Here is a 13,881-nt window from a genome sequence, read left to right as displayed (position 1 = left end):
TGCGGGTGTCTTCAGGTCCGGGTTTGCCGCAAGGTCCGGCTGAGCAAGATGACCGGGATCAAGCCCACCAGCACCAAGGCCAGCGAAGGCAGCGCGGCCTCGCCCAGGCGCTCATCGCGCGCCAGCTGGTAGGCCACCACGGCCAGGGTGTCGCTGTTGAAGGGGCGCAGCACCATGGTGGCGGGCAGCTCCTTCATCACGTCCACAAACACCAGCAAGGCGGCGGCCATGGTGGTGCGCTGCAGCAGCGGCGCGTGCACGCGGCGCATCAAGCCCCAGCCGGTCACGCCGAGCATACGGGCCGAGTCGTCCAGACTGCCGGGAATGCGCGCATAGCCACTTTGCACCGACTGCAGCGCAACAGCGCAAAAGCGCACCAGATAGGCCCACACCAAGCCGAGTGAGGTGGCCGTGATCCAGGCCCCCGCCGACGAGGCGGGCCAGGTTTGCTGAATCCAGCCCACCGGCAAAAGCAAACCCACCACCACCACCGCACCGGGAATGGCATAGCCCAAACCCACCAGCTGGATGGCGCCCTGGCTGATGCGGTCGACCCGGGTGCGCACGCTGAAAGCCAGCGCCAGCGCCACGCCCACGGCCAGCACAGCGGTCACCGCGCCCAGGCGCAAGCTGGTCCAGGCCCATTGGCCAAAGCGCTCCCAGGGCATCTCGGTCGTCTCGCCCACCAAAGCGCGCAGCATGATGAGCACCGGCAGCACAAAGCCCAGCAGCACCGGCACGCTGCACACCGTCCACGCCAGCACGCGGCGCGTGCCGTGCAACTGCACCGGCTGGGCCTCGGCCGAGCCCTGGCGCGAGCCGCGCCCCTGGTTGAAGCGCATGCGCTTTTGGGCGCGTTGCTCCAGCTGCAGCAAAACCACCACGACAGCCAGCAGCACCGTGGCGAGTTGCGCCGCAGCGATGCGGTTGTCCATGGACAGCCAGGCTTTGTAGATGCCCGCGGTGAAGGTCTGGATGCCAAAGTAGCTGGACACGCCAAAGTCGGCCAGGGTTTCCATGAGCGCCAACGCCACGCCTGCGGCCACCGCCGGGCGGGCCAGCGGCAAGGCGATTTCGCGGATGCGGCGGGACAGGGGTGCACCCAGCAGACGGGCCGCTTCCATCAGGCCTGCAGCCCGCTCGACCAAGGCGGTTCGGGCCAGCAAATACACATAGGGGTAGAGCGACAAGGTGAACACGAGGGCCGCACCCCAGACGCTGCGCACATCGGGCCACAAGCGCCCCTGCAAGCCCAGCGCCTCGCGCAGGGCCACCTGCAGCGGACCACTGAACTGCAAAAAGTCGGTGTAGGCATAAGCCACCACATAGGCCGGCATGGCCAGCGGCAACAGCAGCAGCCATTCAAAAACGCCGCGCCCCGGAAAATCAAACAGCGTGACCAGCGCCGCCGTGGCCAGGCCCAGCACCGTCACGCCCACCGCCACCATGAGGCACAGGCCCAGCGATGTGAGTGCGTAATCGGGCAGCACGGTGGCGGCCATCTCGCGCAAGATGCTGGCGCTCTCGCCGCTCCACTGCAGCCACGAGCCGAGCACGGCCAGTACCGGCAAGGCCAAAGCCAGCGCCAGCAAAGCGAAGAGCAAGGAAGGGAGACCCGATAAACGGCGGGCCAAAGAGGTCAGCATAGGCTTGGATTGTAGGAGCGCCAAACAACCTGCCTACAATCCGGAACATGTTTCTGGAACTGCGCCAACTCGACATCCAATACCCCGGCAGCACCACGCCTGCCGTGCGGGGGGTGAACCTGGGCCTGCGCTCGGGGGACATTGGTGTGTTGATCGGCCCATCGGGTTGCGGCAAGACCACCTTGCTGCGGGCGGTGGCAGGTCTGGAGCCGGTCACAGACGGGCAGATTTTGCTGTCCAGCCGGGTGGTCAGCGACAAAAACCACACCGAGCCGGCCGAACGCCGCCGCATTGGCATGGTGTTCCAGGACTACGCGCTGTTTCCGCACATGGACGTGGGCCGCAATGTGGGCTTTGGGCTGGAACACCTGCCCAAGGCCGAGCGCCAAACCCGCGTGGCCGAAGTCCTCAAACTGGTGGGCTTGGAAGGTGCAGAAAAGCGCTTCCCGCACGAGCTCTCGGGCGGCCAGCAGCAACGCGTGGCCCTGGCCCGTGCACTGGCACCTCAACCCGACCTGCTGCTGCTGGACGAGCCATTTTCCAACCTCGACATCGACCTGCGTGAGCGCCTGGCCCACGAGGTGCGCAACATCCTCAAAGCCGCCAAGGCCACCGCACTGCTGGTCACACACGACCAGCTGGAAGCCTTTGCGATTGGCGACGTGATTGGCGTCATGAACGGAGGCCAGCTGCACCAGTGGGACGACGCCTACAGCCTCTACCACCGCCCGGCCACCCGTTTTGTGGCCGACTTCATTGGCCACGGCGTATTCACCCCGGCCACCCTGAGCGAAGTCAATGGCCAAGTGGTGGTGGACACGCCCGTTGGCCAGCTGACCGACGTGGCCGAATGCCCCCTGCCCTGCGCTTTTGAAGGCGGCCAATGCGATGTGCTGCTGCGGGCCGACGACATCGTGCACGACGACGATGCCCCGGTGAAAGCGCAGATCATCCGCAAGGCCTTCCGGGGTTCGGAATTTTTGTACACCTTGCGCCTGGCCAGCGGCGACCTGCTCATGGCCCATGTGCCCAGCCACCACGACCACAAACTGGGCGAATGGATCGGTATCCGCGCCGAGGTGGACCACGTGGTGACCTTCAACCGCGCTTGCCCGGTGACCGACCGCGAACTGTGCCAGATGCCCTGCGCCAAAGCCGAGGCCTGCGAGCACACCGACCCGCAATACCAGCCGGTCAGATTCGTCTGAGCAAAGCGCCCAGACGGCGCAGCCCTGAAAAAACTGCGCGGTTTTGAGCCGGTGCATTTACAAACCGCCCAATGGGGCTCATGATGCGTTGGCCAAAAACAAAAGTATTCAGGGAGACGCCATGCTGGAGCCCCTCAGCAACCGGCCCAAATCGGGGGCCGTCGACGACGCGCCTGTGGTGCATTTGGTGCAGCAACTGCTGGAGCAGGCGGTTGCACTGAAAGCCTCGGATTTGCACTTTGAGCCTTACGAACACCATTACCGGGTGCGCATGCGCATCGACGGCGAGTTGCGCGAAGTGGCCACCCCAGCCATCGCGCTGAAAGACCGTCTGGCTTCGCGCATCAAGGTGCTGTCGCGGCTGGACATCGCCGAAAAACGCCTGCCGCAGGACGGTCGCATGAAACTGCAGCTGGCCAGCGGTCGCGAGCTGGATTTGCGCATCAGCACCTTGCCCACCTTGTTTGGCGAAAAGCTGGTCATCCGGGTGCTGGACGCCGAACAGGTCCAGCTGGATTTGACCCAGCTGGGCTACGAGCCAGAGGACCTGGCCCGTTTGCTGGAGGCGATTCAGCGCCCGCACGGCATGGTGCTGGTGACCGGGCCGACCGGCTCGGGCAAGACCCAATCGCTCTACGCCTGCCTGAACCGGCTCAACACCCCAGAGGTGAACATCGCCACAGTGGAAGACCCTTGCGAGATCCAGCTGCAGGGCATCAACCAGGTGAACGTGCAAGACAAACCCGGCCTGACCTTTGCCATCGCCTTGCGGGCTTTTCTGCGGCAAGACCCGGATGTCTTGATGGTGGGTGAGGTGCGCGACCTGGAGACGGCCAACATCGCCATCCAGGCGGCGCAAACGGGGCATCTGGTGTTGTCCACCTTGCACACGAACGATGCACCCGGCACGCTGGTGCGCCTGCGCAACATGGGTGTCGCCCCCTACAACATCGCGGCCAGCGTCAGCCTGATCACGGCACAGCGCCTGGTGCGCTGCCTGTGCCCGCAGTGCAAGGCGCCCGTGAAACTGCCTGCCGCCGTCTTGGTGCAAGCAGGCATGCCCCCCGCTTGGCTGAGCGGCCATGAGGTGGAGGTCTGGCAACCCGTGGGCTGTGCGCATTGCCACAAAGGGTTTTCAGGGCGCACCGGGATTTTTCAGGTCATGCCCGTGAGCGCCGACATGCAGGCCCTGATTCTGCAAGAAGTGGGCAGCCAGGTGTTGGCCCAACAGGCCCTGCGCGAAGGCGTGATCGGCCTTCGCGCAGCGGGTTTGCGCAAGGTCTTGCAAGGCATCACCTCGCTGGACGAGGTGCTGGCCAACACGCGGGACGGCGCATGAGCAAAACCCCTGTTTTCGCCTGGCAAGGGCGCGACGCCCAAGACCGCCCGGTGCAAGGGCGGCTGCAGGCGCAAGAGGCCGGCCTGGCCCGTGCGCAACTGCGCCGACAAGGCGTGCGGCACATTCGCGTGCAGCGCCTGTGGATGGAAAGCCCTGCCCGCGTGCGGCCCGCAGACCTGTCGCTGATGACACGGCAGCTGGCGGCGCTGTTGCGCGCGGGCGTGCCCTTGCTGCAAGCCCTGGACATGCTCACGCGCAGCCTCAACGCCGTCATCCTGATGGAGGTGATGCAAGCGGTGCGTGACGATGTGGCGTCCGGGTCGGCCTTGCACCAGGCCCTGGCCCGACACCCGAGCCACTTTTCGGGGCTGTACACCAGCATGGTGCAAGCGGGCGAGGCCGCGGGCATCCTGGACACCATGGTGGAGCGCCTGGCACACACCCTGGAGAAAAACGAAGCCCTGCGCTCACGCGTGCGCTCGGCCCTGATGTACCCATGCGTGGTCATGGCGGTGGCCATCGCGGTGCTGGTGCTGATTTTGGTGTTCGTGGTGCCGGTGTTCGAAGAGGTCTTCCAGTCCTTCGGGGCCGATTTGCCCTGGGCCACCCAAATGGTGGTGGCACTGAGTGAAGGCCTGAGCTCGGCCGGTCCCTTGGCCGCATTGGCTGTGCTGCTCGGCTTCTGGCTCTGGCAACGCCCGCAGCGTGCCCAAGCCCGCATCCAGGCCTTGCGCGACCGATGGCTGCTCAAGCTGCCGCTGCTGGGGCCACTGATCGGCACCGCGGTGGTCGCACGTTGGGCGCAAACCCTGTCGGCCTTGTTGGCAGCAGGCGTGCCCCTGAGCGAAGCCCTCGGGCCCGTGGCACAGGCCTGCGACCACGCGGTGTATGAGCGCGTGACAACACAGCTGCAAAGGCAAGTGGTTCAAGGCGGCCGACTGAGTGAAGGCATGGCCCGCAGCGGGCGCTTTCCAGACATGATCGTTCAGCTGTGCGCCACGGGCGAAGAAACCGGGGCCATGGACAGTTTGCTGGCGCGTGCAGGGGGTTTGATGGAAACCGAAGTGGACGACCGGGTCAACGGTTTGTCGAGTTTGCTCGAACCCTTGATCATTGTCGTGCTGGGCGGTCTGATTGGCGGTATTCTCGTGGCCATGTATTTGCCGATATTTCGCTTGGGTCAGGTGTTCTGAGATGGCCGCCGACGGATTCCTTTGGGGCGCTGTGGCGCTGCTGGGCTTGGTGGTGGGCAGCTTTTTGAATGTGGTCGTCCACCGCTTGCCCCGCATGCTGGAGGCGCAATGGGCGGCTGCCAGCGCCCATGCCGAAGATGGCGCAGAAAGCCCTGCAGTCCGCCCTTACAACATCGCCGTCCCCGGTTCGCATTGCCCCCAGTGTGGCCACGTGCTGCCGTGGACTGAAAAAATCCCGGTCCTCAGCTACCTGCGCCTCCAAGGCCGCTGCAGCCAGTGCGCCTGCAGCATTGGCTGGCGTGACCCGGCCATCGAGCTGGCCACGGCCGCCGTGTTTGTGTGGAGCTTCGGCCAGTACGGCTTGAGCTTGAGCGCCTTGGCCTGGGCAGGTTTTGCGAGCGCCTTGATCACCCTGGCCGCCATCGACGCCGACACCACCTTGCTGCCCGACGCCATCACCCAGCCTTTGGTGTGGTCAGGCCTGCTCGCCGCCAGTCTGGGGCTGAGCCATGTCGGCCTGAGCACAGCCTTGTGGGGGGCTGTGGCGGGTTATGTGTTTTTATGGACCGTATTTTGGCTGTTCAAGGGCGTGACTGGCAAAGAGGGCATGGGCCAAGGCGACTTCAAACTGTTGGCGGCCCTGGGTGCCTGGCTGGGCTGGCCTGCTTTGCTGTCGCTCGTTCTGATCGCATCGATCACGGGCGTGGCGGGTGGCCTGCTCTTGCGCCTGCGCCAGCGCCAGCGCATACCCGAAGAAGGCTATATTCCCTTTGGTCCTTTTTTGGCCTTGGCGGGCCTGTGGGTCATGGCCTTGGGGCCCCTGCCCGGCTTGCCTGCTGTAACACCATGAACACTCAACGAATTTGGCGCATTGGCCTGACGGGCGGCATCGGCAGCGGCAAAAGCACCGCGGCTGGCATGCTGGCCGCCCGGGGGGCTGCCGTGATCGATGCCGACGCGATTTCACGCAGCGTGACCGCGCCGGGCGGCCGGGCCATCGCCGCCATTGCGCAGGCCTTCGGACCCGCCATGATCGACACCCAAGGCGCGATGGACCGACAAGCCATGCGCGAAACCGTCTTCCAGAATCCCGAAGCCAAAAAACAGCTCGAAGCCATCATTCACCCCTTGGTGAGCCAGATCACGGCCGAGCAAGCGCAAACCGCCGTGCACAACGGTCATCGCGTGCTGGTGTTCGATGTGCCCTTGCTGGTGGAGTCGGGCGAACGCTGGCGCAAACAGGTGGACCGGGTGGTCGTGGTGGACTGCGACGCCGACACCCAACGCCAGCGCGTCATGGCCCGCAGCGGCCTGGCCGCCGAAGAAATTGACCGCATCGTGTCCCTGCAAGTGAGCCGTGCGCAGCGCCTGGCTTGCGCCGATGTGGTGATCTTCAACCAAGGCCTGAGTCTGGCCGAATTGGAGGCGGAAGTGGCCCAAGTGGCCGCTGACTTCGGGCTATGATGGCGGCACTGGAAGACGCCGCGTGATACTGTACGAATACCCCTTCAACGAACGCATCCGCACTTACCTGCGGCTGCAGCAACTGTTCAACCGCCTGGGCCAATTGATGGCCCGCACCGAGGCCTTGGACCACCACTTTGCGCTGACCACTTTGTTCGAGATCATCGAGGTGGCTTCGCGCTCGGAGCTCAAATCCGATGTGCTCAAAGACCTGGAACGCCAAAAACAGCTCTACAACGGCTACCGGGGCAACCCCGCCATCTCCGAAAAAGCGCTGGACGGCGTGATTGCCCAGCTGGATGAACACTTTGAAGCACTCAACCAGGTCAGCGGCAAGATCGGCCAAAGCCTGAACGACAACGACTTCCTGATGGCCTTGCGCAGCCGCGCCGTGATACCCGGCGGCACCTGCGAATTTGACCTGCCCGCTTACCACGCCTGGCAACACCACGACGCCGCCAGCCGCGCCCACGACTTATCGCAATGGGTCGCACCGTTTGGCCCCTTGGCCCAAGCCGTCAAGTTGCTGCTGAAAATGCTGCGCGAATCCGGCAGCAGCCAGAAGGTCATGGCCACGGCCGGTCAGCTGCAACAAAACCTGCCGCAAGGGCGCACCTTTCAGCTGTTGCGCCTCAAAATCGACCCGTCTTTGGGCATCACGCCCGAGATCAGCTGTAACCGTTTGTTGGTGGTGATCCGCATGATGCGCCAGCAAAGCGATGGCAAACTGGTGGCCACCACCGATGACGTGCCCTTTGAGATGGCTTTGTGCGCATGAGCGACTCGAACCAGCCCCAAGACTTCGCGCCCCGCAAAGTGCGCTGCCCCGCCTGCGCAGGCACCAGCCTTTACAGCCCCCACAACCCCTATCGGCCGTTTTGCAGCGCCCGCTGCAAGGGCGTGGATTTGGGGGCCTGGGCCAGCGAAGAGTTCAAACTGCCCGACGACACCCCACCTGACGAGCCCTTTGGCGATCCACGTTTGCAGTGAGCGACCCGAAACCCATCGGGTTTCAAGCGTGCGTGGCGGCCGTGAACTGACGCTCTTCGGCCAGCCAAGAGAGTACGGGAATGGTGCCCGGCAGAACCGGCGTCACGGCGACCGGCAAGCTTTGCCAAGCGTGTGATTGCGCTTCGCGCATTTGCAGCTCGCCCTGCCAGTCCCACACTTTGCAAAAGTGCAGCCTCACCAGTGCGTGCGGGTAATCGACCATCTGGGTTTTCCAGACCTGCGCGGCACCGATGGTGATGCCCAGCTCTTCCTGCAATTCGCGGCGCAGCGCTTGCTCGACCGACTCACCCGCTTCGAGCTTACCGCCCGGGAATTCCCAATAGCCTGCGTAGACCTTGCCTTCGGGGCGCGAGGTCAGCAAAAAATGGCCATCGGCCTGCAGCAACACGCCCACGGCCACATCGACCACGGCACGCTCGGACTGGCCAGCGCTCAGGTCTTCGCGTGCACGCTCACCGTCAGCGACCAGCAAACCTGCGCTCATGCGGGATCGGCTTGGCGGCCCATCATGTCCCGCGCAAACTGGTAGGCCACACGGCCGCTGCGCGAGCCGCGCTCCAGAGCCCACAGCAGCGCATCGGGGCGTGCAGCTTCGATTTGCGCAGGTGTGGCGCCCAGAGCGCTGAGCCACTGACCGGCAATGGTCAGGTACTCGTCTTGCGAGAAGGGATAGAAACTGATCCACAGGCCAAAGCGCTCGGAGAGCGAAATTTTTTCTTCCACGCCCTCGCCCGGGTGCACCTCGCCGTCATCGGTGTGCTTGTAGGTGAGGTTCTCGCTCATGTACTCGGGCAGCAGGTGGCGGCGGTTGCTGGTGGCGTACACCAGCACATTGGGGGTCGAAGCCGCCACGGTGCCGTCCAGAATTGACTTGAGGGCTTTGTAGCCGGGCTCGCCGTCTTCAAAGCTCAGATCGTCGCAATAGACCACGAACTTTTCGGGGCGGCCCGCCACCACTTCGATGATGTCGGGCAGGTCTGTCAGGTCTTCCTTGTCCACTTCAATCAAGCGCAGGCCTTGGGGGGCGTAGGTGTTGAGACACGCCTTGATGAGCGAGGACTTGCCGGTGCCGCGTGCGCCGGTGAGCAACACGTTGTTGGCCGGACGGCCGTGCACAAACTGCTCGGTGTTGCGCTGCAGTTTTTCCTTCTGGTCGTCGATTTCCTTCAGGTCGGCCAGCGTCATGGCCCCCACATGACGCACGGGCTCCAACACGCCGTGGCCGGACGAGCGTTTGCGGTAGCGCCAGGCAATGGCCTGCGTCCAGTCGGGCGCAGACAGGGGCTGGGGCAAGACCGACTCGATGCGGTCCACCAACTGGCTGACTTTGGCCAGCAGTTGGTCCAAGGAAGAAGATGCGGGGAGGTTCATGAACGGTAATCCGCGTTGATGGTGACGTACTCGTGGCTCAGGTCGCAGGTCCACACGGTGTCGCTGGCGGTGCCTCGGCCCAGGCCCACACGCACGGTGATCTCGCTGCCTTTCATGACACGCTGACCGTCTTCTTCGCGGTACTCGGCGCGGCGGCCGCCTTGCGAGACCACATGCACATCGTCCAGGTGCAGCTCGATCAGGCCCTGGTCCAGGTCCTCGATCCCGGCGTAGCCCACGGCCGCCAAAATGCGGCCCAGGTTCGGATCGCTGGCAAAGAAAGCGGTTTTGACCAAGGGCGAGTGCGCAATCGCATACGCCACCTGACGGCACTCCTCACCCGTGCGGCCGCCTTCGACCTGCACGGCGATGAACTTGGTCGCGCCCTCGCCATCGCGCACGATGGCATGGGCCAGTTGGCGGGCCACTTGCATCAAGCCTTTGAACAGGGCTTGGCCATCGGCACTGTCCAGCGAAGTGATGGGCGCGTGACCTGCCTGGTGCGTGGCGATCAACATGAAGGAGTCGTTGGTCGAGGTGTCGCCATCGATGGTGATGCGGTTGAACGAGCCGTCGGCCAGCTGCTTGGCCAGCGTGGGCAACAGTGCAGGGTCAATGCAGGCGTCTGTGGCCACAAAGCCCAGCATGGTGGCCATGTTGGGGCGGATCATGCCCGCGCCCTTGCTGATGCCGGTGATGCTCACGACCCGGCCGCCCACTTGCACCTGCACGCTGGCCGCCTTGGGCACGGTGTCGGTGGTCATGATGCCTTCGGCGGCCTTGGCCCAATGCGCGGCTTGCGCGTCAGCCAGCGCTGCGGGCAAGCCTGCCACGATGCGGTCCACAGGCAGCGGCTCCATGATCACGCCGGTCGAAAACGGCAGCACTTGGGCGGGTGTGCATTGCAGCAGCTTGGCCAGCGCGTCGCAGGTCTGGCGGGCATGGGCCAGGCCCGGTGCGCCCGTGCCCGCGTTGGCATTGCCCGTGTTGATGACCAAAGCACGCACCGCGCTGCCCGCAGCCAAATGCTCGCGGCAAACCTGCACCGGGGCGGCGCAAAAGCGGTTACGGGTGAACACCCCCGCCACGCTGGCACCTTCGTCCAGCAGGAACACGGTGAGGTCCTTGCGGTTGGCTTTGCGCACGCCCGCTTCGGCGATGCCGATGCGCACGCCCGCGATGGGTTGGAGTTGGGCAGGGTCCAGAGGGGGCAAATTCACGGGCATAAACATCCTTCGGGAAAAGAGTCGGTATTCGGACGGCACAAGGACAAAACGGGCCGAAGCCCGTTTTGTCCGTGGATCGCACTCAGGCGAGTTTGCCGTGGCACTGCTTGAACTTCTTGCCGCTGCCGCAAGGGCAAGGCTCGTTGCGGCCCACCGGGCCAAAGGCTTGCTGCATGCCCGCCAAATCGGCTGGCACGGTTTGGGGCTCACCCGACTCGTCGGGGGCGCTGTAGGTCACGTTGCTGATGTGCTCGGCTCGCTCTTCAATGTCATGGGCCGCCTGCTCGATCTGCTCGCCCGAGTCGATGCGCACGGTCATCAGGGTGCGGGTGACTTCGTTTTTGACGGCGTCGAGCAACTGGCCAAACAGCTCAAAGGCTTCGCGCTTGTATTCCTGTTTGGGCTGCTTTTGGGCATAGCCACGCAAATGGATGCCCTGGCGCAGGTAGTCCAGCGCACTCAGGTGTTCGCGCCAGTGCGTGTCAATGCTTTGCAGCAAGATCATGCGCTCAAACGAGGTGAAGTTGTCCGCGCCCACCCTGTCGAGTTTGGCCTGGAAATGGGCATTGGCAGCGGCCACCACCGTCTCGAGAATTTCTTCGTCGGTGATGGCGTTGGAGGCTTGCACCTTCTCGCGCAAATTGAGCGGCAGCGACCACTCTTCGGCCAGCACCTTTTCCAGACTGGCCAGGTCCCATTGCTCCTCGACCGTCTCGGCAGGCACATATTGGCGCACCATGTCGGTGAAGCAGCCTTCACGCAGGGCGGTGATCTGCCCGTTCAAATCTGGCGCGTCGAGAATGTCGTTGCGCTGCTGGTAAATCACCTTGCGCTGGTCGTTCGACACATCGTCGTATTCCAGCAATTGCTTGCGGATGTCGAAGTTGCGCGACTCCACCTTGCGTTGGGCGCTTTCGATGCTGCGCGTGACGATGCCCGCTTCGATGGCTTCGCCCTCGGGCATCTTCAGACGGTCCATGATGGATCGCACACGGTCGCCCGCAAAAATGCGCATCAAGGGATCGTCCAGGCTCAAATAGAAACGCGATGAACCGGGGTCACCCTGGCGGCCGGATCGGCCACGCAACTGGTTGTCGATGCGGCGTGACTCGTGGCGCTCGGTGGCAATGATGCGCAAGCCGCCCAAGGCCTTGACCTGCTCGTGCATGACTTTCCACTGCTCGCGCAATGCGTTCACGCGGGCCTGGCGGTCCTCTTCGGACAGGCTCTCGTCGGCTTCTACCGCCTGGATGTCTTTTTCGATGTTGCCGCCGAGCACGATGTCGGTGCCACGTCCGGCCATGTTGGTGGCAATCGTGATCATGCCGGGGCGTCCGGCCTGGGCCACGATGTCGGCTTCGCGGGCATGTTGCTTGGCGTTGAGCACCTGGTGCGGCAACTTGGCCTGGGTGAGCAATTGTGAAATCAGCTCGGAATTTTCAATCGAGGTGGTGCCCACCAGCACAGGCTGACCGCGTTCATGGCATTCACGGATGTCGGCAATGGCCGCGTTGTAGCGCTCTTGCGAAGTCTTGTAGACGCGGTCCAGCTGGTCTTCGCGTTGGCTCTTGCGGTGCGGCGGAATGACCACGGTCTCCAGACCGTAAATTTCCTGGAACTCGTAAGCCTCGGTGTCGGCCGTGCCGGTCATGCCGCCGATCTTGTTGTACAGGCGGAAATAATTCTGGAACGTGATGGAGGCCAGGGTCTGGTTTTCGGCCTGGATTTGCACACCCTCTTTGGCCTCTACCGCCTGGTGCAAGCCATCGCTCCAGCGGCGGCCAGTCATCAAGCGCCCGGTGAATTCGTCCACGATGACGATCTCACCGTCCTGCACCACATAGTGCTGGTCGCGGTGGTAGAGGTGCTGCGCGCGCAAAGCGGCGTTCAGGTGGTGCATCAGCGTGATGTTGGCTGGATCGTAGAGGCTTGCGCCCTCCGGGATCAGCCCCATCTGGGCCAGCACCGCTTCGGCTTTTTCATGGCCGTCTTCGGTCAGGAAGACCTGGTGCGATTTTTCATCCACCGTGAAGTCACCCGGGGTGATGATGCCCTCGCCCGTGCGCGGGTCGGCTTCGCCTTCCTGGCGGGTGAGCAAGGGCACCACCTGCTTCATCGACAGGTAAGTGGCCGTGTGGTCTTCGGCCTGTCCGCTGATGATCAGGGGCGTGCGGGCCTCGTCGATCAGGATGGAGTCGACCTCGTCGATGATGGCGTAATTCAAGGTGCGCTGGACACGGTCACGCGCTTCATAGACCATGTTGTCGCGCAGGTAGTCGAAGCCGTATTCGTTGTTGGTGCCGTAGGTGATGTCCGAGTTGTAAGCGGCCTGCTTTTCTTCACGCGACATCTGGGCCAGGTTGATGCCCACCGACAAACCCAGAAAGTTGAACAACTTGCCCATCCAGCGGGCATCGCGGCTGGCCAGGTAGTCGTTCACGGTGACCACGTGGACGCCCTTGCCCGCGATGGCATTGAGGTAAGCAGGCAATGTGGACGTCAGGGTTTTGCCTTCGCCCGTGCGCATCTCGGCAATCTTGCCGTTGTGCAAAGCGATACCGCCAGCCAGCTGCACATCGAAATGCCGCATCTTCATGACGCGTTTGGAGCCCTCGCGCACCACGGCAAAGGCTTCGGGCAACAGGTCATCGAGTGTTTCACCTGCAGCAAAACGGTCGCGAAAACTTTGGGTCTTGCCCCGCAGCTCGTCGTCTCTCAGCGCTTCCAGACCGGCTTCCAGAGCGTTGATGCGCTCCACGGTTTTGCGGTATTGCTTGAGCAGGCGGTCGTTTCGGCTGCCGAAAATTTTGGTGAGGAATGGGATGGCCATGTCTACAAGATCCACCTTCAGCACGGGGCTGAGAAACAGACCGTCTATCCTGTCAATTAAAAGGGTTCAAAACAAACCAGGCCTGCGGGATACCCCCCACGCCCCCGGCGGGTCCCTAGAGGCCCCAGCGTAACTGGATGATTTTAGCCTCTGGCCATGCCGGTTTTCGGCAAGCCAAACCCAGCCTTATCGGCTGCCGGATAATGGGCACGAACAACTTCTGCCATGCAAAGACGCCACCAAGCCATCCCCCTGCAGCAAGCCGCGCAAGAGTCGCCGACTTTCGCCCGATTGGCCGATCTGGTGCGCGAGTCTTCGGCACGCTTGCAGGCCATTCGCAGCTTGCTGCCAGCGCCCCTGCGGGCCAGCGTGCAGGCCGGCCCCATCGAGGACGGCTGCTGGTGCCTGCTGGTCAGCTCGAACGCGGTGGCCGCCAAACTGCGGCAGCTCGTGCCTGCCTTGCAGGCCCATTTGTCGACCCACGGCCTGGGCGTGACCTCCATCCGGATCAAGGTGCAAAACCGCGTACCCTGAGCTGCTGCCGCGACATCGCCAGCTTTTTTGCCAAAGAAAAAGGCCCTGATCTGTGATCA

The 13,881-nt window shown here is 63.6% G+C and carries 12 protein-coding genes and 1 pseudogene; 8 read left to right on the top strand and 5 right to left on the bottom strand.

Annotated features, from left to right (window positions below):
- Positions 1–11: 11 nt before the first annotated feature.
- The gene (locus ACZ5RT_RS05110) at positions 12–1,646 is read right to left on the bottom strand and encodes an ABC transporter permease (protein WP_464453724.1); all 1,635 of its coding nucleotides are present in this window, start codon (positions 1,644–1,646) and stop codon (positions 12–14) included.
- Between the two features lie 47 nt (positions 1,647–1,693).
- Here ACZ5RT_RS05110 and ACZ5RT_RS05105 point away from each other — a divergent pair, with 47 nt between their 5' ends.
- The 7 genes and pseudogenes from ACZ5RT_RS05105 to ACZ5RT_RS05075 all read left to right on the top strand — a co-directional run bounded on the left by ACZ5RT_RS05105 (position 1,694) and on the right by ACZ5RT_RS05075 (position 7,840).
- Positions 1,694–2,854 (top strand): ABC transporter ATP-binding protein, encoded by a 1,161-nt coding sequence (locus ACZ5RT_RS05105; RefSeq protein ID WP_464453723.1) that lies wholly within the window; start codon positions 1,694–1,696, stop codon positions 2,852–2,854.
- A gap of 160 nt (positions 2,855–3,014) precedes the next feature.
- Positions 3,015–4,193, top strand: a pseudogene (locus ACZ5RT_RS05100) (GspE/PulE family protein); the annotation flags it as partial.
- The gene (locus tag ACZ5RT_RS05095; RefSeq protein WP_464453722.1) at positions 4,190–5,386 is read left to right on the top strand and encodes a type II secretion system F family protein; all 1,197 of its coding nucleotides are present in this window, start codon (positions 4,190–4,192) and stop codon (positions 5,384–5,386) included. The pseudogene ACZ5RT_RS05100 and the gene ACZ5RT_RS05095, both read left to right, overlap by 4 nt.
- 1 nt (position 5,387) lies before the next feature.
- Positions 5,388–6,236 (top strand): prepilin peptidase, encoded by an 849-nt coding sequence (locus tag ACZ5RT_RS05090; protein WP_464453721.1) that lies wholly within the window; start codon positions 5,388–5,390, stop codon positions 6,234–6,236.
- Positions 6,233–6,850, top strand: coding sequence for a dephospho-CoA kinase (coaE, locus tag ACZ5RT_RS05085; protein ID WP_464453720.1), 618 nt, complete (start codon positions 6,233–6,235; stop codon positions 6,848–6,850). The genes ACZ5RT_RS05090 and coaE overlap by 4 nt, the downstream gene beginning before the upstream one ends.
- Positions 6,851–6,872: 22 nt before the next feature.
- Entirely contained in the window at positions 6,873–7,628 is a 756-nt protein-coding gene (gene zapD / locus ACZ5RT_RS05080) for a cell division protein ZapD (RefSeq protein WP_464453719.1), read from the top strand.
- Positions 7,625–7,840, top strand: a complete 216-nt coding sequence (locus ACZ5RT_RS05075; RefSeq protein ID WP_100119295.1) for a DNA gyrase inhibitor YacG — start codon at positions 7,625–7,627, stop codon at positions 7,838–7,840. Before zapD ends, ACZ5RT_RS05075 begins: the two co-directional genes overlap by 4 nt.
- A gap of 22 nt (positions 7,841–7,862) precedes the next feature.
- Here ACZ5RT_RS05075 and ACZ5RT_RS05070 read toward each other — a convergent pair whose 3' ends face one another.
- The 4 genes from ACZ5RT_RS05070 to secA all read right to left on the bottom strand — a co-directional run bounded on the left by ACZ5RT_RS05070 (position 7,863) and on the right by secA (position 13,288).
- On the bottom strand, positions 7,863–8,345 hold the full coding sequence (locus ACZ5RT_RS05070) for an NUDIX domain-containing protein (protein WP_464453718.1): 483 nt from the start codon (positions 8,343–8,345) through the stop codon (positions 7,863–7,865).
- Positions 8,342–9,232: an ATP-binding protein gene (locus tag ACZ5RT_RS05065; RefSeq protein ID WP_464453717.1), complete on the bottom strand. Its 891-nt coding sequence runs from the start codon at positions 9,230–9,232 to the stop codon at positions 8,342–8,344. The genes ACZ5RT_RS05070 and ACZ5RT_RS05065 overlap by 4 nt, the downstream gene beginning before the upstream one ends.
- Positions 9,229–10,458 carry a bifunctional glutamate N-acetyltransferase/amino-acid acetyltransferase ArgJ gene (gene argJ / locus ACZ5RT_RS05060; protein ID WP_464453716.1) on the bottom strand — a complete coding sequence of 410 codons (1,230 nt, stop codon included), beginning with the start codon at positions 10,456–10,458 and terminating at the stop codon, positions 9,229–9,231. The genes ACZ5RT_RS05065 and argJ overlap by 4 nt, the downstream gene beginning before the upstream one ends.
- Before the next feature lie 82 nt (positions 10,459–10,540).
- Entirely contained in the window at positions 10,541–13,288 is a 2,748-nt protein-coding gene (gene secA, locus ACZ5RT_RS05055; protein ID WP_464453715.1) for a preprotein translocase subunit SecA, read from the bottom strand.
- Between the two features lie 225 nt (positions 13,289–13,513).
- On the opposite strand from secA, the gene ACZ5RT_RS05050 reads away from it, so the two are divergent.
- Positions 13,514–13,822 carry a DciA family protein gene (locus ACZ5RT_RS05050; RefSeq protein ID WP_291927297.1) on the top strand — a complete coding sequence of 103 codons (309 nt, stop codon included), beginning with the start codon at positions 13,514–13,516 and terminating at the stop codon, positions 13,820–13,822.
- Positions 13,823–13,881: the final 59 nt, after the last annotated feature.

The organism is Limnohabitans sp. TEGF003 (assembly GCF_055395455.1).
This window is presented reverse-complemented; position numbering and strand designations above follow the sequence as displayed.

Coding starts and splice junctions, on each gene's coding strand:
- ACZ5RT_RS05110 (WP_464453724.1), bottom strand. CDS start 1,646: ATGCTGACCTCTTTGGCCCGCCGTTTATCGGGTCTCCCTTCCTTGCTC.
- ACZ5RT_RS05105 (WP_464453723.1), top strand. CDS start 1,694: ATGTTTCTGGAACTGCGCCAACTCGACATCCAATACCCCGGCAGCACC.
- ACZ5RT_RS05095 (WP_464453722.1), top strand. CDS start 4,190: ATGAGCAAAACCCCTGTTTTCGCCTGGCAAGGGCGCGACGCCCAAGAC.
- ACZ5RT_RS05090 (WP_464453721.1), top strand. CDS start 5,388: ATGGCCGCCGACGGATTCCTTTGGGGCGCTGTGGCGCTGCTGGGCTTG.
- coaE (WP_464453720.1), top strand. CDS start 6,233: ATGAACACTCAACGAATTTGGCGCATTGGCCTGACGGGCGGCATCGGC.
- ACZ5RT_RS05075 (WP_100119295.1), top strand. CDS start 7,625: ATGAGCGACTCGAACCAGCCCCAAGACTTCGCGCCCCGCAAAGTGCGC.
- ACZ5RT_RS05070 (WP_464453718.1), bottom strand. CDS start 8,345: ATGAGCGCAGGTTTGCTGGTCGCTGACGGTGAGCGTGCACGCGAAGAC.
- ACZ5RT_RS05065 (WP_464453717.1), bottom strand. CDS start 9,232: ATGAACCTCCCCGCATCTTCTTCCTTGGACCAACTGCTGGCCAAAGTC.
- argJ (WP_464453716.1), bottom strand. CDS start 10,458: ATGCCCGTGAATTTGCCCCCTCTGGACCCTGCCCAACTCCAACCCATC.
- secA (WP_464453715.1), bottom strand. CDS start 13,288: ATGGCCATCCCATTCCTCACCAAAATTTTCGGCAGCCGAAACGACCGC.
- ACZ5RT_RS05050 (WP_291927297.1), top strand. CDS start 13,514: ATGCAAAGACGCCACCAAGCCATCCCCCTGCAGCAAGCCGCGCAAGAG.